The organism is Aeromicrobium endophyticum, from assembly GCF_003586285.1.
GTDB classification, from domain to species: Bacteria; Actinomycetota; Actinomycetes; order Propionibacteriales; family Nocardioidaceae; genus Aeromicrobium; species Aeromicrobium endophyticum.
In genome coordinates this window covers 1,140,298-1,161,678 of the sequence record NZ_QUBR01000002.1, presented here as the reverse complement: position 1 = coordinate 1,161,678, position 21,381 = coordinate 1,140,298, and the positions used below count along the sequence as shown (strand labels likewise).

Here is a 21,381-nt window from a genome sequence, read left to right as displayed (position 1 = left end):
TCCACCTGGCGTCCGGTCTTGGACGCCAGCGCACCGCTCACGCGCGGCCATCCACGGGTCGGTCGACGGGTGCGGTTGTCCACAGGCCGTGACCCGCTGCCTGTCGGACGCCGACCCGCGTGCCTAGGTTCGGCGTGTGAAGCCGCTGCACCGAGACGATCCGCTCGACGAGACCCGCGCCGACATCGCGCGACGTCGTCTCGCGCGGCTGGCGGCGTCGTTCGACGCCGAGCTGCCGCCGGCCGACGAGCCCGAGCCGGCAGCTGCGCGACGCCGGCTCGACATCCCGCATGCCCGGGCGCTGGCCGCGGTCGCCGTCGCGGCGTCGGTGCTGCTCGTGTGGTGGCTGCTGGCCGGCCGGCCCCAGACCAGCGAGCCGGTGGAGCCGCTCGCCCTCGCGTCGACGTCCTCGCCGTCGGTGCCGGGAGCCCCCGCGTCCGCGGCGCCCCTGATCGTCGACGTGGTGGGCAAGGTGCGTCAGCCCGGCATCGTCACCCTGCCGAAGGGATCGCGGGTCTACGAGGCGATCCAGGCCGCCGGCGGGCTCAAGGGGCGGGTCGACACGACGAGCCTCAACATGGCGCGCGAGCTCACCGACGGCGAGCAGGTCCTGGTGGGGCTGGAGCCGGCAGACCCTGCCGTGTCGCCGGGGGCCGCGCCCGGAGCCGCGGCGCCAGCAGGCACGAAGGTCAACCTCAACACCGCGACGCTCGAGCAGCTCGACACCCTGCCCGGCGTCGGACCGGTCACGGCGCAGGCGATCGTCACCTGGCGCGAGTCGCACGGCCGGTTCGGCTCCGTCGACGACCTGCTCGACGTCAAGGGCATCGGCGACGCGACCCTCGCCGAGCTGCGCGACCTCGTGGTGGTGTGAACCACGACGCCAGGATGGTGCCGGCCGCGGCCGCCACCTGGGTCGTGGGCGCCTGGCTGGTGACGGCCGGCTCGACCACGGCGGCGGTCGTCGCCGCCGTCGCCGTGGTCGTGGCCGGGGCCCTGTGGCGCCGGGGCCGGGTCGTCCCGGTGCTGCTGGCCACCGTGTGCGTCGCCGCGGTGGCCACGTCGTGCGCCTGGCGGCTGGCGACGGTCGAGCGATCGCCGCTGCTCGACGTGGCGCAGAGCGGTCGTCGGGTCACGCTCGACGTGCAGGTCAGCCGCGACGCCCGGATCTTCGAGCGGCGCGGCACCGAGTCGACCCTCGTCCAGGTGATCGTCCGCCGAGCCGTCACGAGCCGCGTCGACATCCGTCTGCGCGACCACGCGACGGCCTTCTTCGACGGCCGGGTCGACGACCTGGTGGTCGGTCGCCGTCTCGTGCTCCAGGGGCGGCTCGCGCCGTCCGAGACGTCCGACGAGAGCGTCACGATCAGTGTCGACCGCCATTCCCCCTTGGCCGGCGCGGCGTGGTGGTGGGCCGCCTCCGAGCGCGTCCGCGAAGGAGTGCGCCGCTCGGTCGCCCATCTGGGCGACGAGCCCCGTGGTCTGGTGCCGGCCCTCGTCGACGGCGACGAGACGGGCATCACCGATGACATCGACGACGACTTCCGGCGCAGCGGCCTCACGCACCTCATGGCCGTCTCGGGTACCAACCTGACGATCGTGCTGGCGGTGACGATGGCCGTCGCACGCTCCGCCGGCGTCCGCCGCCGCGGCCTGTGGGCGGTGGGTGTCGTGTCGATCCTCGCCTTCGTCCTGCTGGCGCGGCCCGAGCCCAGCGTCGTCCGGGCGGCCGCCATGGGAGCCGTGGGCGTCGCGGCGCTCGGATTCGGATCGCGAGGCGGGCTGCGCGCCCTCTGCTGGGCGGTCGTCGTGCTGCTGTTCCTCGACCCGTGGCTGGCCCGCTCGCCGGGATTCGTCCTGTCGGCCAGTGCCACCGGCGGCATCCTGCTGCTGGCTCCGCCGTTCGCGCGGCGGCTCGAGACCTGGATGCCACGGTGGTGCGCGCTCGCGGTCGCGGTGCCCCTCGCGGCCCAGCTGGTGTGCACGCCGGCGCTCGCCGCGCTGTCGGGCGAGGTCTCGCTCGTCGCGGTGTTCGCCAACCTGCTGGCGGCGCCCGCCGTCGCGCCGGCGACGGTCGCCGGCCTCGTCGGCGGTGTGCTCGCGATGGTGTGGGCGCCGCTCGGCCAGGTGCTCGGCACGCTCGCGGGGGCGTGCGCGAGCTGGATCCTGACGGTCGGCCACACCGCGGCGGGGCTCGACGCCGCGTCGTTCGAGTGGCGAGCGCCGTGGCAGGTGCTCGTGGTGCTGGTGCCCGTCGTGACCTGGACGATGCTTCGTCTGTCGGCCCGACCCGCGGTGTTCGTCGGCCTGGTGCTCGGGGTGGCCGTGGCGGTCTGGCGTCCACCCCAGACCGGATGGCCGCCGCCCGGCTGGGTGATGGTCAGCTGCGACGTGGGCCAGGGCGACGCCTCGGTGCTGCCCGTCGCCGACGGCGAGGCGATCGTGGTCGACGTGGGCGAGGAGGACGCGCCGGTCGACCGGTGCCTCACCTCGCTGGGCGTCGACGTCATCCGGGTGCTGGTGCTGACCCACGGCGACGCCGACCACGTCGACGGCTGGCGCGGTGCCACCGAGGGTCGTCGCGTCGACCAGGTCGTGGTCGGCACGTCGGGCGGCCCCGAGGTGCCGGGCGTGCCGCGTCACGTGGCCGAGGCGGGCGAGTCGTTCTCGGTCGGCGACACGTCGGCCGACGTGCTGTGGCCGCCTGCCGACGAGGCACCTGCCGGCGACCGCAACGCGGTGAGCGTCGTGCTGAGGGCATCGGTCCGCGGGGTGCGCGTCCTGCTCACCGGTGACGTCGGGGCCGAGGCCCAGCAGCGCATCCTGCGCTCGGACGTCGACGTGTCCGCGGACGTCCTGAAGGTGCCCCACCACGGGAGCGCCGACCAGGACCCGCGCTTCGTCGAGCAGGTCGGTGCCCGCGTCGCGACGGTCAGCGCCGGCGAGGACAACGACTACGGCCACCCCACGGCATCGCTGCTCTCGCTGCTGCGCGAGCGCGGCACGAAGTGGTGGCGCACCGACCTCGACGGTGACATCGCGGTCGTGCTGCGCGACGGACGTCTCCACGTCGTGAGTCGCGGCTAGGATCGTCGCGTGGCCTCGGCATTCGGCAAGATCCTGCTCATCACCGGCAACGCCGAGTTCCTCGCCGAGCGCACCCGTGCCAAGGCCGTCAAGGTCGTCACGTCCGAGCAGCCCGACTGCGAGGTCGCCACGACCACGGCGTCAGGCCTCCAGCCGGGCGAGCTCGCCGGCCTGACCAGCCCGTCGCTGTTCAGCGACGCGAGCGCGCTGGTGCTCACCGAGCTGCAGGACCTGCCCGACGTGGCCCAGGCCGAGCTGCTGGCCTACGTCGCCGCGCCGTCGCCCGACATCGCGGTCGTCCTCGTGCACAGCGGGGGCCAGAAGGGCAAGGGCCTGCTCGACAAGCTGCGCAAGGCGGCGGTCGTCAGCGAGGTCAAGGTCGAGCAGCCCAAGTACGAGCGCGACTACGCCCGGTGGGTGTTCACCGAGGTGCGCGAGCTGGGAGCCCGCATCGACGAGCAGGCCGCCGCCTACCTGGTCGCCGCGGTCGGCCAGGACCTGCGGGCCTTGGCAGGAGCCGCCGACCAGCTGGTCGCCAACCTCGAGCAGGGCGCCCACATCAGCACGTCGCTGGTGCAGCAGTACTTCGGCGGGCGCGCCGACGTCCGCGGCTACGAGATCGCCGACGCGACGATCGACGGACGCATCGACGTCGCCCTCGAGCAGGCCCGATGGGCCGAGTCGGCCAAGGTGGCACCGGTGCTCATCACGACGGCGCTGGCCACGGGCCTGCGCTCGCTGGCCAAGCTGTCGGGTGCTCCCGACGGGTTGCGCGACAACGAGCTCGCGGCGCACATCGGGGCGCCTCCGTTCAAGATCCGGGCCATGCGCCAGCAGCTGCGCAGCTGGGACGCCGCGGGGCTCGCAGCGGCCATCTCGGCGGTCGCCCAGGCCGATCTCGACGTCAAGGGGGGCGCGGCCGATCCGGCGTTCGCCGTCGAGCGGATGGTGCTGGCCGTCGCCGCCCGACGTCGCCGCTAGATGAGCCGCCCGACGTTCAGCCGGGTCGATGCGATCGACCTGGCGCGGGGCATCGCCCTCGTCGGGATGATGTTCGTGCACCTGGGCCCGCAGTGGGTCGGCGCCAGCCCACCGGTCGGCCAGATGATCGCCAGCGGTCGAGCGGCACCGCTGTTCGCGATGCTCGCCGGTGTGGCCCTGTCGCTGGTGCACCGCCGCGATCCTGGCGGCGCCGGCTCGGTGCGTGCCACCGGGATCCGGGCCGTCGTGCTGATCGCGCTGGGGTTGGCGCTGGGCTCGCTCGACCGGGTGCCGGTCTACGTCATCCTCGCGTTCTACGGGGTGCTGATCGTCATGGCGCTGCCGTTCCGCGCCCTGTCGGCCCGCACGCTCGTGGTGCTCGGCCTGGTCTGGGCGGTGCTCGCCCCGGTGCTGCTGCTGTGGCTGGAGATCGAGCACGGCCCCGTGATCTCCGACCAGGCCGAGTGGTCCGACCTCGCGCCGCCGTGGTCGCTGGCGACGGAGCTGCTGGTGTGGGGCGCGTACCCGGCTGGGGTGTGGTTCGCGTACGTGCTCGTCGGGCTCGGCGTGGGACGTCTCGACCTCGGACGCGTACGGGTGGCGCTGTCGCTGCTGGGCGGGGGAGTCGTGCTGCTCGGCATCTCGTTCGGTGCGGGAGCCGTCGCGATCTCGCGCGGGGTGTTCGACGACTGGTCGGTGCAGGGGTGGCAGCAGCTGTTCGTGCGCGCCTCGTACCCGTACGAGCCGGCCACCTGGCGCGAGCTGTGGCTGGTCGGCGAGCACACGTCGCGACCGCTCAACGTCATCGGGGCGATCGGCTCGGCCCTGGTCGTCATCGCGCTGTGCGCGCTGGTGATGCACGTCCCGTGGTCTCGGGTCGTCCTGCGACCGCTCAGCGCGGCCGGGGCGATGACGCTGTCGCTCTACACGGTGCACGTGCTCTGGAGCTGGCGCCTGACGCTGCGGGCGGCCGAGAGCGCCGATCCGGCCGCGCAGCTCGACAGCTACGGCGACTGGGCGCTGCAGGCCGTCGTGCTGTGCGCCGCCGCGACGGTGTGGCTCGGCTTCGCGCGCCGCGGGCCGCTCGAGTCGGTCGTCCGTCTGGTGTCGACCACCCGGTTGCCCCGCAGACGCGACGACGCCCCGGCGTGATGCCGGGGCGTCGGGGTGCTGTCGTCGACAGCGGAGCCTGCGTCAGGCGGACGTCGTCAGAGCGACGCGGCCTTCTTGGCGATGGCCGACTTGCGGTTGGCCGCCTGGTTCTTGTGGATGACCTTCTTCGAGGCCGCCTTGTCGAGCTTCTGCGTCGCGACGTTGGCGAGCTTCTTGGCGTCGTCGGTGTTGCCGGAGGCGATGGCCTCCTCGAAGCGGCGGACAGCCGTCTTCAGCGCGGAGCGCACGGACTTGTTGCGCTCGCGAGCCAGCTCGTTCTGGCGGTTGCGCTTGATCTGCGACTTGATGTTCGCCACGGGGGAGACCTACTTCTCTTGGTGTGATGTTCCGACGATCGGGCGGCACGCAGACCGTGCCCAAAAGGTGTGTGGACGTGCCGGAGCACGCGACCGCCAACTCTAGCAGTCAGCGGCCCGCCGCCTCAAATCGACGACAGTGGTCGTTCCGTGGACGGCGACCACCGGGTGCCCTATGGTGAGGCTTGCCTTACTTAGGCGATCCTCAGTTTCGAGAAAGAAGCCACCGTGAAGCGGTCATCCTTGCTGCTGTCCTTGACCCTCGCGCTCGGGGTGCTGAGCGCCCCTGCGCAGGCCGAGCCGACGTCCCCGCAGGGCCGTCCTGCCGAGCTGCTGCGGTACGTGGGAGATCCGGGCAGCGCGCTCGGCAGCGCGATCAGCAACGGCCCGTGCGACGTCGACGGCGACGGTCACGACGACGCGGTCGTCGGAGCCTGGTTCTGGACCAAGGGCGACGTGGCGCGCGCGGGGGCGGCCTACGTCCTGCTTGGAGGGGACCACGTCTCCGGAGGCGCGCTCGCCGACCCGTCCGAGGCCGGGGCCGTCCGCATCGACGGCCCGGTCGAGAACCCCAAGGTCGGCTCCACCGGGACGAAGTCGGGCTACGCGGTCGCCTTCTCGGTGGGCTGCGTCGGCGACGTCAACGGCGACGGGCTCGACGACATCGCGATCGGCGACTACCAGCAGCAGCGCGCGTACGTGATCTTCGGCGCGAAGAAGTTCACGGGCCTGTCGCTCGACGCGATCGGCGACCGCGGGTTCGTCGTGAAGGGCGACGCCTCGAGCGGCAACCTGTCGTTCTCGCTCGCGGGCGTCGGTGACCTCGACGGCGACGGCCTGGACGAGCTCGCCGTCGCCGAGGTCGGGGCGAGCACGCGCGGACGCTCGACGAACGGGCGCGTGTGGGTCGTCGCAGGGCGCGACGACATCACCGACGTCGATGTGACGGCACCGCAGCCCGGTCAGATCCTCCAGACCGTCGATGGCGAGCTCTCCGGCGCACGCCTCGGCGTCATGGCCCGGGCGGGCGACGTGAACGGCGACGGCAAGGACGACTTCGTGCTGGGCTCGTACACGTCCACGCCGTGGGGCAGCGGCGTCGCGGCCCCCGGTGCCGCCTATGTCGTCTTCGGCGGCACGACCGGCGATGTCGACCTCGCCGCCCTGGGTGCGAGGGGGTTCAAGATCTACGGGCCGCAGCGCGCTCGCGACCGCCTCGGCTACGCCGTCTCTCCGGCCGGCGACGTCGACGGTGACGGCCTCGACGACGTGCTGATCGGCGCCGACGGCGTCACCAACGCGGCGACGGGGCCGCGCAACGGAGGCGCGGCCGTCGTGTTCGGCTCGACGTCGACCGCGACGGTCTACACGGACCCGTCGGCGACCGGGGGTCAGTCGGTGTTCACCTGCCCCGTGGCCGGTGAGTCGGTCCCGTCGTGCGTGACCCCCTCGCGTCGCGGCTACTGGCTCAACGGCGTCGCGAGCGGCGATGCGACGGGCTTCTCGGTCGCCGGGATCGGCGACGTCACCGGCGACGACGTCCCCGACCTCGCGCTGGGCGCCTACGGCCACGACCCGGTCGACCCGGCGGCGCCGACCACCACGATGAACGGCGCCGGCGCGGTGTTCGTCGTCGCGGGCGACCCGACGCAGACGGTCCAGCAGCTGTCGGGCCTGGCCGCGACGGCCGGCTACCGCATCGACGGCACCCGGGCCGGCGACCGACTCGGTCGTCAGGTGGGCCTGGCAGGTGACCTCGACGGCAACGGTGTCAGGGACCTCGTCGCGGGTGCCGACTTCGCCAGCAGGGTCACGAGCGGATCGGACGGCGAGCTCGTCGTCGCGCTCATGGGCCTCCTGCGGACGGGCGTGGGCCTGGACGCGCCCGCGACGATCGAACCGTCGCGGACCGCGACGTTCACGGCGTCGGTCACCAAGCCGGCGGGCAGCAGGACGGCCGTGGCCGGGGGCACCGTCACCTTCGCCAGCGACGGCGTCCCCGTCGCAGGATGCGCGGAGGTCGCCGTCTCGTCGGGCAGCGTCGTCTGCACGACGTCCTGGCAGGGCCGCGGCACGCACGAGATCACGGCGGTCTTCAGCGGCACGGATGCGCTGGCGACCTCGACATCCGACGCCCGGTCCGTCTCGGTCGGCTCCGACGCGGTGCTCGAACCCTCGGCGGCCCCGTCGATGACTTACGGCACGTCCTCGGCGGCGCTCACCGGGTCCGTGCGCGGCGGTGACGGTCCGGCGACCGGCACGGTCGAGGTGCGCGAGGGAGGTTCGGTGCTGGGCCGTGGCGCGGTGCAGGACGGGACGTTCGCGGTCGGCCTCGGCGCGACGGCGCTCACCCCCGGCCGGCACACGCTCACCCTCGCGTACGGCGGCGACGAGCGCGTCCGTCCGGTCGAGCGCACCGTCTCGGTCGACGTGGCCAAGGCGTCGCCCCGCATCGCCTTCGCCCGGTCGCGCGGCACGTTGAAGGGCAAGCGGCGACTGACCGTCACGGTCGACGCCACCGCGCGCGGCGTCACGCCGACGGGCAGGGTGCAGGTGCGTGTCGGCTCGAAGGTCGTCAGGACCGTCACCCTGAAGAACGGACGGGTCCGCACCACGTTGCCGAGGCTCGGCCGGAAGGGTCTGCGCAAGATCTCGGTGACGTACGTCGGGTCACCGCTGGTCGGGCCGGGCGCGTCGCGCGTCAAGACCGTGAGGCAGAAGTGAGGCGCCTCCTCGCCGTCGCCCTGCTGACGGGAGTGCTCTCGGTCCCGGTGGCGGCGCAGGCCGACCACGATCACGTGGCCACAGCGAAGAAGGCGTCCCCGGTGCTGACCGTGACCACCAGGAGCGTCACGGCCTCGGAGGCGCGCACCGCCTCCGTGACGGTCCGGTGCCGATCGTCCAAGACGTGCCGGGGTGCCCTGCGCGTGCGCGTCGGCGGCATGGACGGCACGCCACGGTCCTACCGGGTGAAGGCGCGCGCGTCCGCGAGGTACACGCTGCGGCTGACGTCCGCCCAGCTCGCGACGGTGCCGCAGGGCGGTGCGGCCAGGGCCGCGGTCCGCGTGCGCGAGACCGGGCCGAAGAAGGTCTCGACCCGGTCGGTGACGATCACGCTGCGGCGTGCCGCGCCGGCCACGCCCCCCGGGCCGTCCGCACCGGCCCCCACGGTCCCGGTGCCGAGCGAGCCGCCGGTCGTGGAGTCGCGGGCGTACCGCGAGAAGAACTGGACGCCGACGTCCGTCGACACGTGCCCGGCCTCGCTTCACGCGTCGTACTCCGTCGTGGGCGCCGACGGCAAGCTGTACCCGACGTGGCACCCGCCGACCGACGTCGACCCGGCGACCGGGAAGGCCTGCACCTACGGGCACGAGCACGGCGACGACCCGTCGACGTCCGACATCTACGGCTGGACGACCGACTTCCTCGACGCCGACGGCACGAGCCGTCGCGGGGTGCCGTTCGGCTATGTCAGCGAGGCGCTCGACACGTACGCCGCCGGGCACGACCACGTGACCCGGCACGAGGACAACGTGGGGCACAAGATCATCGTCGCGAACGACGTGAAGATGGTCGCGGCGTCACCGCGGGAGTACGTCCGCGACGAGGCCGGCGCACCGATCGCCTGCGACTTCCTGATCAAGGTGCACCAGGGATCGCACAGCGGCGACGGACTGATCAACAACGCCCACGAGCTGCTGTACTCGGCCCGCTGCTCGGACGGCACCGAGATCATCTCGTCGACGCTCACGCGGTTCGGCGACGCCAACCAGTTCTCCCGCTCGTGCGACGCCCAGAAGGTGCTGACCAGCGGGAGCGACCTGCCGGACGGTTTCGGCGGGCGCCGCGTCATCCCCGACCGGTTCTGCGTCGACCGGGACGTCCTGGTGCCCGACGGGCGGACGAGCTCGATCTGGGCGCTGTACGAGGTGTGGGAGTCGGCCAACCGCATCCGGACGCCCGACGGCACGGTGCTCGCGAGCTTCGATCCGTGGTTCGGGGTCCGCAACCCGTCCCGTGCGCACGCCGGCGGCTTCGTCAGCTCGATCATCGCGATGGTCGACACGCTGTGGATGGTCGACACGGCCGATGGCGGGACGGCCCACGGCTACCCGTGGGACGAGCATGCCGGCCAGCACCTCGCGAAGGGCGACCCGGAGTCGCCGTTCGACGGTGCGCAACGCGACTACTACCTGCACTCCACGACGGTCGACAACCCGACCGCGACCCGCATCTGGTGGACCGATCCCTACGGCGACGGTGCCGTCACGGAGCCGGCCCCCGGCATGATGCGGCAGTGGGTCTCGACGGGCGGCAACACCGACTGGCCCGAGCTGGAGCGACGCACGTTCAACCTGCAGACCGACTATGGCAACGGCAACGGGGTGCACGCCCCGAACTGAGCGTGACGCCGGTGGGCGACCCGGGAGCCGGGGGATGGGATGATGGGAGCACTATGACTTCCCGCCCCGTTCCCCAGCCGGGGGCCACCGACCCGAAGTTCCTGCGCAACTTCTGCATCATCGCGCACATCGACCACGGCAAGTCGACCCTGGCCGACCGCATGCTGCAGCACACCGGTGTCGTTGACGGCCGCGACATGAAGGCGCAGTACCTCGACCGCATGGACATCGAGCGCGAGCGCGGCATCACGATCAAGAGCCAGGCCGTGCGCATGCCGTTCGTCAAGAGCAGCGGCGACGATGCCGGCGAGGTCTACGTGCTCAACATGATCGACACGCCGGGTCACGTCGACTTCACCTACGAGGTCAGCCGCAGCCTCGAGGCGTGCGAGGGAGCGGTGCTGCTGGTCGACGCCGCGCAGGGCATCGAGGCGCAGACGCTGGCCAACCTGTACCTGGCGATCGACGCCGACCTCGACATCATCCCCGTGCTCAACAAGATCGACCTGCCGGGCGCCCAACCCGAGAAGTACGCCGAGGAGATCGCCGGCATCATCGGCGGCAACCCCGACGACGTCCTGCGCGTCTCGGCCAAGACCGGCCAGGGCGTCGAGGAGCTGCTCAACCTGATCGTCGACGAGGTGCCGCCGCCCAAGGGCGACCCCGACGCGCCGCCGCGCGCCCTGATCTTCGACTCGGTCTACGACACGTACCGCGGCGTCGTCACCTACGTCCGCGTCGTCGACGGCAAGCTCAGCCACCGCGACAAGATCAAGATGATGTCGACCGGTGCGGTGCACGAGATGCTCGAGGTCGGCGTCATCTCGCCCGAGCCCGTCAAGGCACCCGACCTCGGGGTCGGCGAGGTCGGCTACCTCATCACGGGCGTCAAGGAGGTGCGCCAGTCGCGCGTCGGCGACACCGTGACGTCCAACATCCGGGGCGCCACCGAGCCGCTCGGCGGCTACAAGACCCCCAACCCGATGGTTTACTCGGGCCTCTACCCGCTCGACGGCGACGACTACCCGACGCTGCGCGACGCCCTCGAGAAGCTGCAGCTCAACGACGCGGCCCTCGTGTACGAGCCCGAGTCGTCCGGCGCGCTGGGGTTCGGCTTCCGCATCGGCTTCCTCGGTCTGCTGCACCTCGAGATCGTGCGAGAGCGCCTCGAGCGCGAGTTCAACCTCGAGCTCATCTCGACGGCCCCCAACGTCGTCTACCGGGTCGAGATGGAGGACGGCAAGGAGATCGTCGTCACCAACCCGTCCGAGTACCCGTCCGACGGCAAGATCGACAAGGTCCTCGAGCCCGTCGTGCGGGCCACGGTGCTCAGCCCGTCCGACTACATCGGCGTCATCATGGAGCTGTGCCAGGCGCGGCGCGGTGTGCTGATCGGCATGGACTACCTGTCCGAGGACCGCGTCGAGATCAAGTACACGCTGCCCATGGGCGAGATCATGTTCGACTTCTTCGACGCGCTCAAGAGCCGCACCAAGGGCTACGCCTCGCTCGACTACGAGCCTACCGGCGAGCAGGCGGCCGACCTGGTCAAGGTCGACGTGCTGCTGCAGGGCGAGGTCGTCGACGCGTTCAGCGCGATCGTCCACCGCGACAACGCCTACGGCTACGGCGTCTCCCTGGCGGGCAAGCTCAAGGAGCTCATCCCGCGGCAGCAGTTCGAGGTGCCGATCCAGGCCGCGATCGGCGCCCGCGTCATCGCCCGCGAGAACATCCGCGCGATCCGCAAGGACGTGCTCGCCAAGTGCTACGGCGGCGACATCAGTCGCAAGCGCAAGCTGCTCGAGAAGCAGAAGGAGGGCAAGAAGCGCATGAAGATGGTCGGCCGCGTCGAGGTCCCCCAAGAGGCGTTCATCGCCGCGCTCTCGACCGGCGACGTCGACAAGAAGTAGGGCCGTGGTCGACGCACAGGTGCCGGTGGTCGTGCGGGGTGCATCGACTCACGAGCTGGCGCAGGTGCTGGCCGGGCTCGGCCTGGTCGGGTCGGTCGTCGACGGGGCGGCGCTGGGACTCGACGGCATGACCGTGGCACGGGTCGTCGGTGACGACGACGTCGCGCTGGTCGTCGCCGAGGACGGGACGTCCGACGATGTCGAGGCCGAGGCGGTGCTCGAGCGTCTCGAGGCGCAGTGGCCGGGCGCGCTGTGGGGCACTGCGGCGGCCGAGGCCCACGACCTGCAGTGGCCCGTCATGGGCGCCCGGCCCGCGCGGACGGTCGCCGTCACCCCGCCGGCCGACCTGATGCTCGGGGTCGTGGCGCGCGACGACGCCTTCGTCCTGCACGAGGCCCGGGTCGGCGACCGCTTGCTGGTGGGGATCGCTCACGACCACGACCTGGCCGCTGACGTGCTGGTCCACGTGCTGGTCAACGCGAGGGGACGGTCGGTCGTGCTCTGGCGGTCCGGTGGACACGTGGGTCTCGAGGTGCTGAAGCGGGGCAGCCGCCGAGCCTCGCACGTGTGGGAGCCGGGCTGGACGCCGTTCGGCGTGGCCGACGACGGGCTGCGCGACCCCGGCGTGACGGGAGACGCGGCCGCCATCGGCTCGCTGCTGGGCCTGGCCGATGACGACGTGGTGTCCTTGAGGGCTCTGATGCGGCGCGAACCCGATCTCGACGCGCTGGCCGGGCTTCTCGGCCTCCCGCCGGCGGCGGTGGCGGTGCTCGAGGGACGCACGACCGTGGCCAAGCTGCCGGGTGGGAGGGTCGTCGAGCCCGCGACCGGCCGCGATCTCGTGCGGCAGGCCGTCAGACCATCGGAGCACGACCCGGCGTGGATGCGGTGGTTCGACCGCGGTGCTCGCGAGCTGCGACCCTGGTACGTCCTGTCGAGTCTCGTGTCGGTGGCGATCGGCGTCTTCTTCGTGGCCAGCTGGGCGGCGGATGGGTCCGCCTTCTTCGGTGTCGTCGGCCTGGTCATGGCAGCGGGCACGGTGGTCGACCTGGCAGTGCGCTGGTGGCGTCGGAGAGCGCGCCGGGTCTCGTGACCGCACGGCCGCGCTGTCAGCGAGCTCCGAGCGCACAAGCCACGTCGGCGGCCGCACGCTGACCTGAGCTCAGCGCGCCCTGGATCGACGGTGTGCCGCGGTGGTCGCCGCAGACGAAGACCCCACCGCCGACGTCGGACGGGCGACGCAGGTCGAGGGGTGGGACGGCTCGCGGCAGCGCCCGGACGACGTCGTGGCGCACCAAGAGGTCCCAGCTGGCGGTGTCGGTGCGCCAGAGACGGCCCGCCTCGGCCAGTGCCGCGGCGTCGGAGAGGCCTGCGCCGGCGAGCGTCGTCACCTGCACGAGGTCGCGTCCGGGCGGGGCGTAGCTGGGTGCCGCGGCCGAGACGACCGCCGTGTTGACGACCGGCCCACGGTCGCCGTCCACGACGAGCAGGCGGTCCTGCGGCATGCCGGCCGGCGTGCTGAACCACCACGTCACCAGCCCGCCGGTGGGCGGGGCACCGGGCACCACGCCCAGCCTCGTCGCATCGTCGGCGTCGGTGGCGACGACGACGGCGCGTGCGTCGATCGCCCCTGCCGCGGTGCGCACCGTGACGCCCTCCGGCGTCCGGTCGACCCCCGTCACCCGCACACCGGTCTCGGCCGGTCGCGTCAGCGACGTGGCGAGCTGGGCCGGCAGGGCCTGCATGCCGTCGCGGGGGAGCGCCGGTGTGCCGAGCAGGAACCACCGGATCAGCAGGCGCGCGTAACGCGCCGAGGTGGCTCCGGTGTCATCGGCCAGGACGCCGGCGAGGAACGGCTCCAGCACCTGCTCGCGCAGGGGACCCCGGACGCCGGCCCGGTCGAGCGACACCGCCAGCGTGGCGTCGTCTCGCCGCGAGATGGCTCGGTCGCCGCCGACGATCGGTGCTGCCCAGCGCGCCAGGCCCGCGAGCTCCTTCGGTCGCAGCAGGCCGCTGCGCAGCGTCGACGCCAGCAGCCTCGGCTCGCGACGTGGGTCACCGAGCGTCACCGCGCCCTCGCCTCGTCGCACCCTGACCCCGGCGGCGAACGGCTGGAGCTGCAGGGCGTCGACGTCCACCATCTCCTGCACCGCCGGGTACGCGGGGTTGAGCAGCTGGAAGCCGACGTCGCACAGGTGCCCGTCGACGGCGTCGGTGCGGACCCGGCCGCCGACGACCTCGGAGGCCTCCAGCAGCCGTGTGTCGATGCCGCGCTGCTGGAGGAGCGCGGTGCAGGCAAGCCCGGCGAGTCCGGCGCCGACCACGACCACGTCTACGTCCGCACGATTCGTCATGCGTCCACGATGACACCTTCGCGAGAACCCGCCTCTCGATAACCTCGTCCCCGTGAGCGCGCGCGTGGAGTCCGTCAACGTCGGTCGGACGGTCGACGTCCCGTGGGGCATGCTCAGGCGCAGCGCGATCGACAAGCGTCCGGTCGACGGGCCCGTGCACGTCCGCACGCTCGGCCTGGACGGCGACGAGATCGCCGACCAGGTCAACCACGCCGGCCCCGACCAGGCCGTCTACGCCTACGCCGCCGAGGACCTGCAGGCGTGGAGCGACGTGCTCGGACGTCCTTTGTCGCCGGGCCAGTTCGGCGAGAACCTGACGACCACCGGCATCGACCTGAACGATGCCCGCGCGGGCGACCGGTGGCGGGTCGGGGGAGCGCTGCTCGAGATCGCCGGCGTCCGCATCCCGTGCTCGGTCTTCCAGGGCTTCCTCGACGAGCCGCGCTGGGTCAAGCGGTTCACGCAGGGCCGCATGCCCGGGCCGTACCTGCGGGTGCTCGAGCAGGGAACCGTCCAGGCGGGCGACGTGATCGAGGTCGTCGAGCGCCGCGACCACGACGTCACCGTCGAGCTGCTGTTCCGCGCGCTGACGACCGAGCGCGAGCTGATCCCGCTGCTGGCCGCCGAGCCGCGCATCGACTCGTTCGTCGCGCGCCGACTGGGTGAACGACGCAACGATCCGGCCAGGTGACCGGCGGGTAGGTTAGGGTGATCGGCACCACATTCCCTCAGTACGCACCTGTGAAGGATCACCGAATGCCTGCTCCTGTCGTCACCCCCGAACAGCTCGCAGTGATCGAAGGTCGCCCGACCAGCGTGTCCGCGATGTTCTTCGACCGAGTGAAGAGCAGCGGCTCCCGCGAGGCCTATCGGTACCCCGACGCCGACGAGACGTGGCAGTCGCTGACGTGGGCCCAGACCGGTGATCGCGTCACCCGTCTGGCGGCCGGACTCGTGTCGCTCGGCATCCAGTCCGAGGAGCGCGTCGCGATCGCCTCGGGCACCCGCATCGAGTGGATCCTGTCAGACCTCGCGATCAACGCCGCGGGCGCCGCGACGACCACGGTGTACCCCACGACGATGGCCGACGACGTCGCCTACATCCTGGCCGACTCCGACAGCAAGGTCGTGTTCGCCGAGGACGACGAGCAGGTCGCCAAGCTGCGCGCCAAGCACTCCGAGCTCCCGTCCGTCGGCAAGGTCGTCGTCTTCGACGGCGCGACCGACGGCGACTGGGTCATCAGCTTCGACGACCTCGAGGCCCTCGGCGAGAAGTACCTGGCCGAGCACCCGACCGTCATCGACGACCGGGTCGCGGCCCTGACCGGCGACTCGCTCGCGACGCTGATCTACACCTCCGGCACGACGGGACGACCCAAGGGTGTCCGTCTCGCGCACGACGGCTGGGTCTACGAGGGCTACGTCATGGTCGCCGCCGGCATCCTCAGCGAGGACGACCTGCAGTTCCTGTGGCTGCCGATGGCCCACTCGTTCGGCAAGGTGCTGCTGTCGACCCAGCTCGCGATCGGCTTCCCGACGGCGATCGACGGTCGCGTCCCGCGCATCGTCGACAACCTGGCGGTCGTCCGGCCCACGTTCATGGGCGCCGCGCCCCGCATCTTCGAGAAGGCCTACGGCCGCATCATCGGCATGACCGAGGCCGAGGGCGGCGCCAAGCTCAAGATCTTCCGCTGGGCCGAGAAGGTCGGCCTGGCGCACTCGCGCGCCGTCCGCTCGGGCCAGCCCGTCTCGCCGGTGCTCAAGGCGCAGTTCGCGGTCGCCGACAAGCTGGTGTTCTCCAAGGTGCGAGCCCGCTTCGGCGGACGCGTGCGGTTCTTCATCTCCGGCGCGGCAGCGCTCTCGCCCGACATCGCCGAGTGGTTCCACGCCTCGGGCGTCCTGATCCTCGAGGGCTACGGCCTCACCGAGAACTCGGCCGGAGCCTTCGTCAACCAGCCCGACAACTTCAAGATCGGCTCGGTCGGCATGGCGTTCCCCGGCAGCGAGGCCAAGATCGCCGAGGACGGCGAGATCCTCATCAAGGGTCCGCACGTCATGCGTGGCTACCACAACCTCGACACCGAGAGCGCGTCGACGCTGACCGACGAGGGCTGGCTGCACACCGGCGACGAGGGGCGCATCGACGAGGACGGCTTCTTGTTCATCACCGGGCGCAAGAAGGAGCTGTTCAAGACCTCCGGCGGCAAGTACGTGGCCCCGCCGCACATCGAGGGCATGTTCAAGGGCATCAGCGCCCTCACGAGCCAGATCCTGTTGCACGGCAACGAGCGCAACTTCTGCTCGGCGCTCATCACGCTCGATCCCGACGCCGTCGCCGAGTGGGCCGGCACGCACGGCATGGCGGGCAAGTCGTACACCGAGGTCGTCAGCTCGCCGCAGATGCGTGAGGTCATCCAGGGCCAGATCGACGAGCTCAACGCCAAGGTCAACCGCTGGGAGACCATCAAGAAGTTCGCGATCCTCGACCACGACCTGTCGATCGAGTCCGGTGAGATCACGCCCAGCATGAAGGTCAAGCGCAACGTCGTCGAAGCCAACAACAAGGCGATCCTCGACGGCTTCTACGCTTAGCGGGTGCCAGACGCCGAGAGCCCGACCCCGATGACGCGGGGCCGGGCTCTCGGCGTCTACGTGCACGTGCCGTTCTGCTCGGTGCGCTGCGGCTACTGCGACTTCAACACCTACACCGCCGACGAGCTCGGCGAGGGTGCGACGAGGGCCTCGTACGCCGACACCGCGATCGCCGAGATCGTCCGATCGGCCCCGGCGGCGGGCGGGCGCACCGTCGAGACGGTGTTCTTCGGCGGCGGGACGCCTACCCAGCTGCCGGCCGACGACCTGGTGAGGATGCTCGGTGCCGTCGACGACGTGCTCGGCCTGGCGGCCGGCGCGGAGGTCACGACCGAGGCGAATCCAGACTCGGTCACGCCGGAGTCGCTCGCCACCTTGCGCCGCGGCGGCTTCAACCGCATCTCGTTCGGCGTCCAGTCGGCCGTCCCGCACGTGCTGGCGACCCTCGAGCGCACGCACGATCCCGCCCGTGTCCCGCAGGCCGTGCGGTGGGCCCGTGAGGCCGGCTTCGAGCAGGTCAGCGTCGACCTGATCTACGGCACCCCGGGCGAGTCGATGGACGACTGGCGCGCCAGCCTCGACCAGGCTGTCGCCCTCGAGCCCGATCACGTCAGCGCGTACGCGCTGATCGTCGAGCAGGGCACAGCCTTCGCCCGCAAGGTCCGCCGCGGAGAGGTCGTGATGCCCGACGACGACCAGACCGCCGACAAGTACCTGCTGGCCGACGAGCTGCTGACGTCCGCGGGCCTGGGCTGGTACGAGCTGTCCAACTGGGCACGGGACGAGGGCGCCCAGTGCCGCCACAACGTCCTGTACTGGCACAGCGACGACTGGTTCGGCTTCGGCCCTGGAGCGCACTCGCACCTGGCCGGCGAGCGCTGGTGGAACGTCAAGCACCCCGCCGCCTATGCGCAACGGCTGGCAGCGGACGAGAGCCCACGCCACGACGGCGAGACGATCGACGCCGCCACCGCGGAGATCGAGCGCATCATGCTGCAGACCCGTCTGCGGACGGGCCTCGAGCTGGCCTCGCTCTCGCCGGACGCACGAGCGCAGGTCGCCGACCTGGCCGCTCGCGACCTCGTCACGGTCTTCGACGACCGGCTCGTGCTCACCCTGACAGGACGTCTCCTCGCCGACGCCGTGGTCCGACAGCTCGTCGACTGACAGCTCGCTCCGAGATCCGCCGGCGTCACTGCGGGTTACACCTTATGGTCTGTCCTGGGAGCGGGTCCGTGGGAGTGGACCCGGCACGTGAAGGACGTACCAGGGGAGCGGGGAGCGATGTGCAGCGCGCATCGGCTGGCTCGAGCGGCGGGAGCGCTCGTGCTGGCCATCATCATCATGGTGGCGGGGGTCGTCGCGGCGCCCGCTGAGGCGGCGTCCAGCTCGACGACGCTGTGCAAGGGGTTCGCGCAGTGTGCCGCGAAGGGCCGTGGCGACGCCGGCTACGCGCCGGTGTACCGCGGCTCGTACTGGAACATGCGCCCGGGACACAACTGCACCAACTACGTGGCGTACCGCCTGACGAACGGCCGCACCGTGCCGCGTCCGCCGGGCGCCGACGGCTCGGGCACGTGGGGCGCCGCCGCGCGCAAGGCCGGCACGCCGGTCTCCCGCACGCCGAGGGTCGGCTCGGTCGCGTGGTGGAAGCCGCGCTACCACGGCGCGTCGGCCGGCGGGCACGTCGCGTACGTCGAGGCGGTCCGCAAGGACGGCTCGATCGTCATCTCCGAGGACCACCTCGGCGGGACGTTCATGTGGCGCGTCCTCAAGCGCAAGGGCGGCGCCTGGCCGTCCGGCTTCATCCACTTCAAGGACTCGGACGGGTCGCCGTCCGGGAAGGTCCTGTGGGCGCGCGGCGAGGGACGCGGAGCCGTGCGGCTGTCGGCGACGGCCAACGAGCCGGACGTCCCGGCAGGCCAGCGTGACTACCTCGTGACCGTCGGCGGACCCCGTGAGACCCCGGGTGTCGAGTCGTTCCGGTTCAGCACCGAGTTCTTCCGCTTCGAACGTCTTGCGACGCTCCGCTCCCGCGGCGCGACCGTCCTGTACGTCTACGCCCTCAACACCCCAGGCACCCGAGGATCCGACACGCTGCTGGGCAGCATGGCGGTGTCGGTCGGCGGGTAGGGCCTCACTCGGTCGGGGCGGTCACGAAGTCGATGAGCTCCTCGACCCGGCCGAGGAACTCCGGCTCGAGGTCGGCGTAGGAGTCGACCCGGCTCAGGATGTGCTTCCAGGCTCGGGCGATGTCGGCCTGGTCGGTGTGCGGCCAGCCGAGCTCGCGGCAGATGCCGTGCTTCCAGTCCTGCCCGCGCGGGATGACCGGCCACTGCTCGATGCCGAGGCGCGCCGGCTTGACCGACTGCCAGACGTCGACGTACGGGTGGCCCACCACGAGCACGTGCGGACGGCCGGAGACCTGCTCGGCGATGCGCGTCTCCTTGGAGCCCGGCACGAGATGGTCGACCAGCACGCCGAGGCGACGCTGATCGGTCGGCGCGAACTCGTCGACGACGGCGGAGAGGTCGTCGATGCCGCCGAGGTACTCGACCGCGACGCCCTCGATGCGCAGGTCGTCGCCCCACACGCGCTCGACCAGCTCGGCGTCGTGGCGCCCCTCGACGAAGATGCGGCTGGGCAGGGCCACGCGGGCCTTGGCGCCGTGGACCGCACGCGAGCCGGACGCGGTGCGCGTCGCGGTGTGCTTGGTCGCGGCCGACGGCGGACGCAGGACGACCGGCTTGCCGTCGAGCAGGTAGCCGGGTCCGAGCGGGAACGAGCGTCGCTTCAGGCGACGGTCCTCGAGGATCATCATGCCGAGGTCCTTCTCGACGGCCATCACCTCGCCGCAGAAGCCGCTGGTGGCGTCCTCGATTACCATGCCGCGCTCGACGACGACCTCCTCGGAGCGTCCTCGTGGGGGCTTCTTCCAGTCGCCCGACAGCACGTCGGAGCCGTAGCGGTCAACCATGGATCACTCCGAGCAGTCGTTGGTGCAGGTCCTCGACGTCGGCCTTGGTCAGCGGGCCGTGGTCGGTCGTGGTGCCGACGAGGCGGACGTCGCCGTCGAGCAGGCCCAGCGCCAGGTCGACGGCGACCGGCCAGCTGGGCGACACCTGGGCGGGCAGGTCGGCGGCCCACAGGTCGCCCAGCGCCACGAATCTCAGGGTCTCGTCGACGCCGATGTGCGAGACGGTCATGACGAGCTCGCCGCCGACGGGTCCGTCGCCGAGGTAGGCCACCTCGACGAAGACCGGACCGCCAAGATCGGCGGCCCACACCGACGACATCTCGCCGCCCTGCGACTCGTGGGCGACGACGGTGCCGTCGTCGAGGACGATCCTGCGGGGTGAGTATGTGAGGGATCGCTCATCGCCGGTCACGACGACGAGGCCGTCAGGGGTCTCGCTGATTCCCTCCACGTCGTTAGACTGGCACTTGACCGGTGAGAGTGCCAAAGCGACGCGCTGGGCGCCGCGCGACCAAGACGATCGAACCGTCCCGACCCCGGTCGGCGGCGGCCGGGCCAGACGAGAGGGACACGATGTCAGACGACCGCCGACTCGACGTGCTGCGTGCCATCGTCGAGGACTACGTCGCGACCCAGGAGCCGGTCGGCTCCAAGTCGTTGCTCGACCGGCACCAGCTGGGCGTCTCGCCCGCGACGGTCCGCAACGACATGGCCGTCCTCGAGGACGAGGGCTACATCACCCAGCCGCACACCAGCGCCGGACGCATCCCCACCGACAAGGGGTACCGGTTGTTCGTCGACCGGTTGTCGACCGTCAAGGCGCTGTCGCCGGCCGAGCGTCGCGCCATCGAGACCTTCCTGACCGGTGCCGTCGACGTCGACGACGTCGTGCAGCGCAGCGTCAAGGTGCTGGCGCAGCTGACCAACCAGGTCGCGATCGTGCAGTACCCGTCACTGACCCGCTCGACGGTCCGCCACATCGAGCTCGTGGCCCTCGAGGGGTCGCGGGTGCTGCTCGTGGTCATCACGAGCAGCGGCCGGGTCGAGCAGCGCATCATCGAGCTGGTCGAGACGCTCGGCGACGACCTCGTGGCCGACCTGCGCACGCGCATCACCCGCGCCACGGTGGGCGAGCGGCTGCCCGAGGCGTCCCTCAAGCTCGCCGAGATGATCGAGACGTTCTCGCCCAACGACCGTCCGGTCGTCACCTCGATCGTCACGACGCTCACGCAGACGTTCACCAACGAGCGCTCGGACGAGCGCATCGCCGTGGGCGGCACCGCCAACCTGGCGCGGTTCGGCAGCGACTTCGACACCGCCATCAAGCCCGTGCTCGAGGCGATGGAGGAGCAGGTCGTGCTGCTGCGCCTGCTCGGCGAGGCCACCCAGGGCCTGTCGGTGCGCATCGGCACCGAGACGGGGCACGAGGGGCTGTCGAGCACGGCGATCGTCTCGTCCGCCTACGGCACCGACGACCTCGCGCTCGCGACGCTCGGCACCGTCGGACCCACCCGCATGGACTATCCCGCGACGATGGCCGCCGTTGGCGCCGTCGCCCGCTACGTCGGCCGCACGCTGGCCGACAACTGACCCACCCCACGACTGACC

At 71.7% G+C, this 21,381-nt stretch carries 17 protein-coding genes; 13 read left to right on the top strand and 4 right to left on the bottom strand.

Going from position 1 to position 21,381, the window contains the following annotated elements; all coding sequences use genetic code 11:
* The first annotated feature begins 136 nt into the window (after positions 1–136).
* The 4 genes from DX116_RS16200 to DX116_RS16185 are packed head-to-tail and all read left to right on the top strand — an operon-like array spanning position 137 to position 5,220.
* Complete coding sequence (locus DX116_RS16200) at positions 137–874, top strand: ComEA family DNA-binding protein (RefSeq protein WP_119705239.1); 738 nt, start codon at positions 137–139, stop codon at positions 872–874.
* Positions 871–3,087, top strand: a complete 2,217-nt coding sequence (locus DX116_RS16195) for a DNA internalization-related competence protein ComEC/Rec2 (RefSeq protein ID WP_147393690.1) — start codon at positions 871–873, stop codon at positions 3,085–3,087. The genes DX116_RS16200 and DX116_RS16195 overlap by 4 nt, the downstream gene beginning before the upstream one ends.
* Before the next feature lie 9 nt (positions 3,088–3,096).
* Positions 3,097–4,068, top strand: a complete 972-nt coding sequence (holA, locus tag DX116_RS16190; RefSeq protein ID WP_119705237.1) for a DNA polymerase III subunit delta — start codon at positions 3,097–3,099, stop codon at positions 4,066–4,068.
* Positions 4,069–5,220 (top strand): DUF418 domain-containing protein, encoded by a 1,152-nt coding sequence (locus tag DX116_RS16185; protein WP_119705236.1) that lies wholly within the window; start codon positions 4,069–4,071, stop codon positions 5,218–5,220. It begins immediately after the preceding gene.
* Positions 5,221–5,276: 56 nt separating this feature from the next.
* Here the strand turns inward: DX116_RS16185 and rpsT are convergent, their stop codons facing one another.
* Complete coding sequence (gene rpsT, locus DX116_RS16180; RefSeq protein WP_119705235.1) at positions 5,277–5,537, bottom strand: 30S ribosomal protein S20; 261 nt, start codon at positions 5,535–5,537, stop codon at positions 5,277–5,279.
* A 228-nt stretch (positions 5,538–5,765) separates the two neighbouring features.
* On the opposite strand from rpsT, the gene DX116_RS16175 reads away from it, so the two are divergent.
* From DX116_RS16175 to DX116_RS16160, 4 genes are read left to right on the top strand one after another with little or no spacing between them, the layout of a single operon-like run.
* Entirely contained in the window at positions 5,766–8,261 is a 2,496-nt protein-coding gene (locus DX116_RS16175) for an Ig-like domain repeat protein (protein WP_119705234.1), read from the top strand.
* Positions 8,258–9,940, top strand: a complete 1,683-nt coding sequence (locus DX116_RS16170; RefSeq protein ID WP_119705233.1) for a hypothetical protein — start codon at positions 8,258–8,260, stop codon at positions 9,938–9,940. Before DX116_RS16175 ends, DX116_RS16170 begins: the two co-directional genes overlap by 4 nt.
* 53 nt (positions 9,941–9,993) lie before the next feature.
* On the top strand, positions 9,994–11,850 hold the full coding sequence (gene lepA / locus DX116_RS16165) for a translation elongation factor 4 (RefSeq protein WP_119705232.1): 1,857 nt from the start codon (positions 9,994–9,996) through the stop codon (positions 11,848–11,850).
* A gap of 4 nt (positions 11,851–11,854) precedes the next feature.
* Positions 11,855–12,943: a hypothetical protein gene (locus DX116_RS16160; protein WP_119705231.1), complete on the top strand. Its 1,089-nt coding sequence runs from the start codon at positions 11,855–11,857 to the stop codon at positions 12,941–12,943.
* 16 nt (positions 12,944–12,959) lie between these two features.
* On the opposite strand, the gene DX116_RS16155 is transcribed toward DX116_RS16160, so the two are convergent.
* Positions 12,960–14,204 (bottom strand): NAD(P)/FAD-dependent oxidoreductase, encoded by a 1,245-nt coding sequence (locus tag DX116_RS16155; RefSeq protein WP_119705230.1) that lies wholly within the window; start codon positions 14,202–14,204, stop codon positions 12,960–12,962.
* Between the two features lie 52 nt (positions 14,205–14,256).
* Here DX116_RS16155 and DX116_RS16150 point away from each other — a divergent pair, with 52 nt between their 5' ends.
* The 4 genes from DX116_RS16150 to DX116_RS16135 all read left to right on the top strand — a co-directional run bounded on the left by DX116_RS16150 (position 14,257) and on the right by DX116_RS16135 (position 18,929).
* Positions 14,257–14,895 carry an MOSC domain-containing protein gene (locus tag DX116_RS16150; RefSeq protein ID WP_233556830.1) on the top strand — a complete coding sequence of 213 codons (639 nt, stop codon included), beginning with the start codon at positions 14,257–14,259 and terminating at the stop codon, positions 14,893–14,895.
* 65 nt (positions 14,896–14,960) lie between these two features.
* Positions 14,961–16,796: an AMP-dependent synthetase/ligase gene (locus DX116_RS16145; RefSeq protein WP_119705229.1), complete on the top strand. Its 1,836-nt coding sequence runs from the start codon at positions 14,961–14,963 to the stop codon at positions 16,794–16,796.
* A 30-nt stretch (positions 16,797–16,826) separates the two neighbouring features.
* Positions 16,827–17,963, top strand: a complete 1,137-nt coding sequence (gene hemW, locus DX116_RS16140) for a radical SAM family heme chaperone HemW (RefSeq protein ID WP_119705228.1) — start codon at positions 16,827–16,829, stop codon at positions 17,961–17,963.
* A gap of 117 nt (positions 17,964–18,080) precedes the next feature.
* Positions 18,081–18,929, top strand: coding sequence for a CHAP domain-containing protein (locus DX116_RS16135; protein ID WP_119705227.1), 849 nt, complete (start codon positions 18,081–18,083; stop codon positions 18,927–18,929).
* Between the two features lie 4 nt (positions 18,930–18,933).
* Here the strand turns inward: DX116_RS16135 and DX116_RS16130 are convergent, their stop codons facing one another.
* Together DX116_RS16130 and DX116_RS16125 are read right to left on the bottom strand one after the other, a co-directional pair.
* Positions 18,934–19,773, bottom strand: a complete 840-nt coding sequence (locus DX116_RS16130; RefSeq protein ID WP_119705226.1) for a DUF3097 domain-containing protein — start codon at positions 19,771–19,773, stop codon at positions 18,934–18,936.
* Entirely contained in the window at positions 19,766–20,224 is a 459-nt protein-coding gene (locus DX116_RS16125; protein WP_119705225.1) for a hypothetical protein, read from the bottom strand. Before DX116_RS16125 ends, DX116_RS16130 begins: the two co-directional genes overlap by 8 nt.
* A 122-nt stretch (positions 20,225–20,346) precedes the next feature.
* On the opposite strand from DX116_RS16125, the gene hrcA reads away from it, so the two are divergent.
* Positions 20,347–21,363 carry a heat-inducible transcriptional repressor HrcA gene (gene hrcA / locus DX116_RS16120; protein ID WP_119705224.1) on the top strand — a complete coding sequence of 339 codons (1,017 nt, stop codon included), beginning with the start codon at positions 20,347–20,349 and terminating at the stop codon, positions 21,361–21,363.
* Positions 21,364–21,381 lie beyond the last annotated feature (18 nt).

Bases quoted from the DNA above. Each gene is read 5' to 3' on its own strand.
- DX116_RS16185 (WP_119705236.1), top strand. From the start codon at position 4,069: ATGAGCCGCCCGACGTTCAGCCGGGTCGATGCGATCGACCTGGCGCGG.
- lepA (WP_119705232.1), top strand. From the start codon at position 9,994: ATGACTTCCCGCCCCGTTCCCCAGCCGGGGGCCACCGACCCGAAGTTC.
- DX116_RS16155 (WP_119705230.1), bottom strand. From the start codon at position 14,204: ATGACGAATCGTGCGGACGTAGACGTGGTCGTGGTCGGCGCCGGACTC.
- DX116_RS16145 (WP_119705229.1), top strand. From the start codon at position 14,961: ATGCCTGCTCCTGTCGTCACCCCCGAACAGCTCGCAGTGATCGAAGGT.
- hemW (WP_119705228.1), top strand. From the start codon at position 16,827: ATGACGCGGGGCCGGGCTCTCGGCGTCTACGTGCACGTGCCGTTCTGC.
- DX116_RS16135 (WP_119705227.1), top strand. From the start codon at position 18,081: ATGTGCAGCGCGCATCGGCTGGCTCGAGCGGCGGGAGCGCTCGTGCTG.
- DX116_RS16130 (WP_119705226.1), bottom strand. From the start codon at position 19,773: ATGGTTGACCGCTACGGCTCCGACGTGCTGTCGGGCGACTGGAAGAAG.
- hrcA (WP_119705224.1), top strand. From the start codon at position 20,347: ATGTCAGACGACCGCCGACTCGACGTGCTGCGTGCCATCGTCGAGGAC.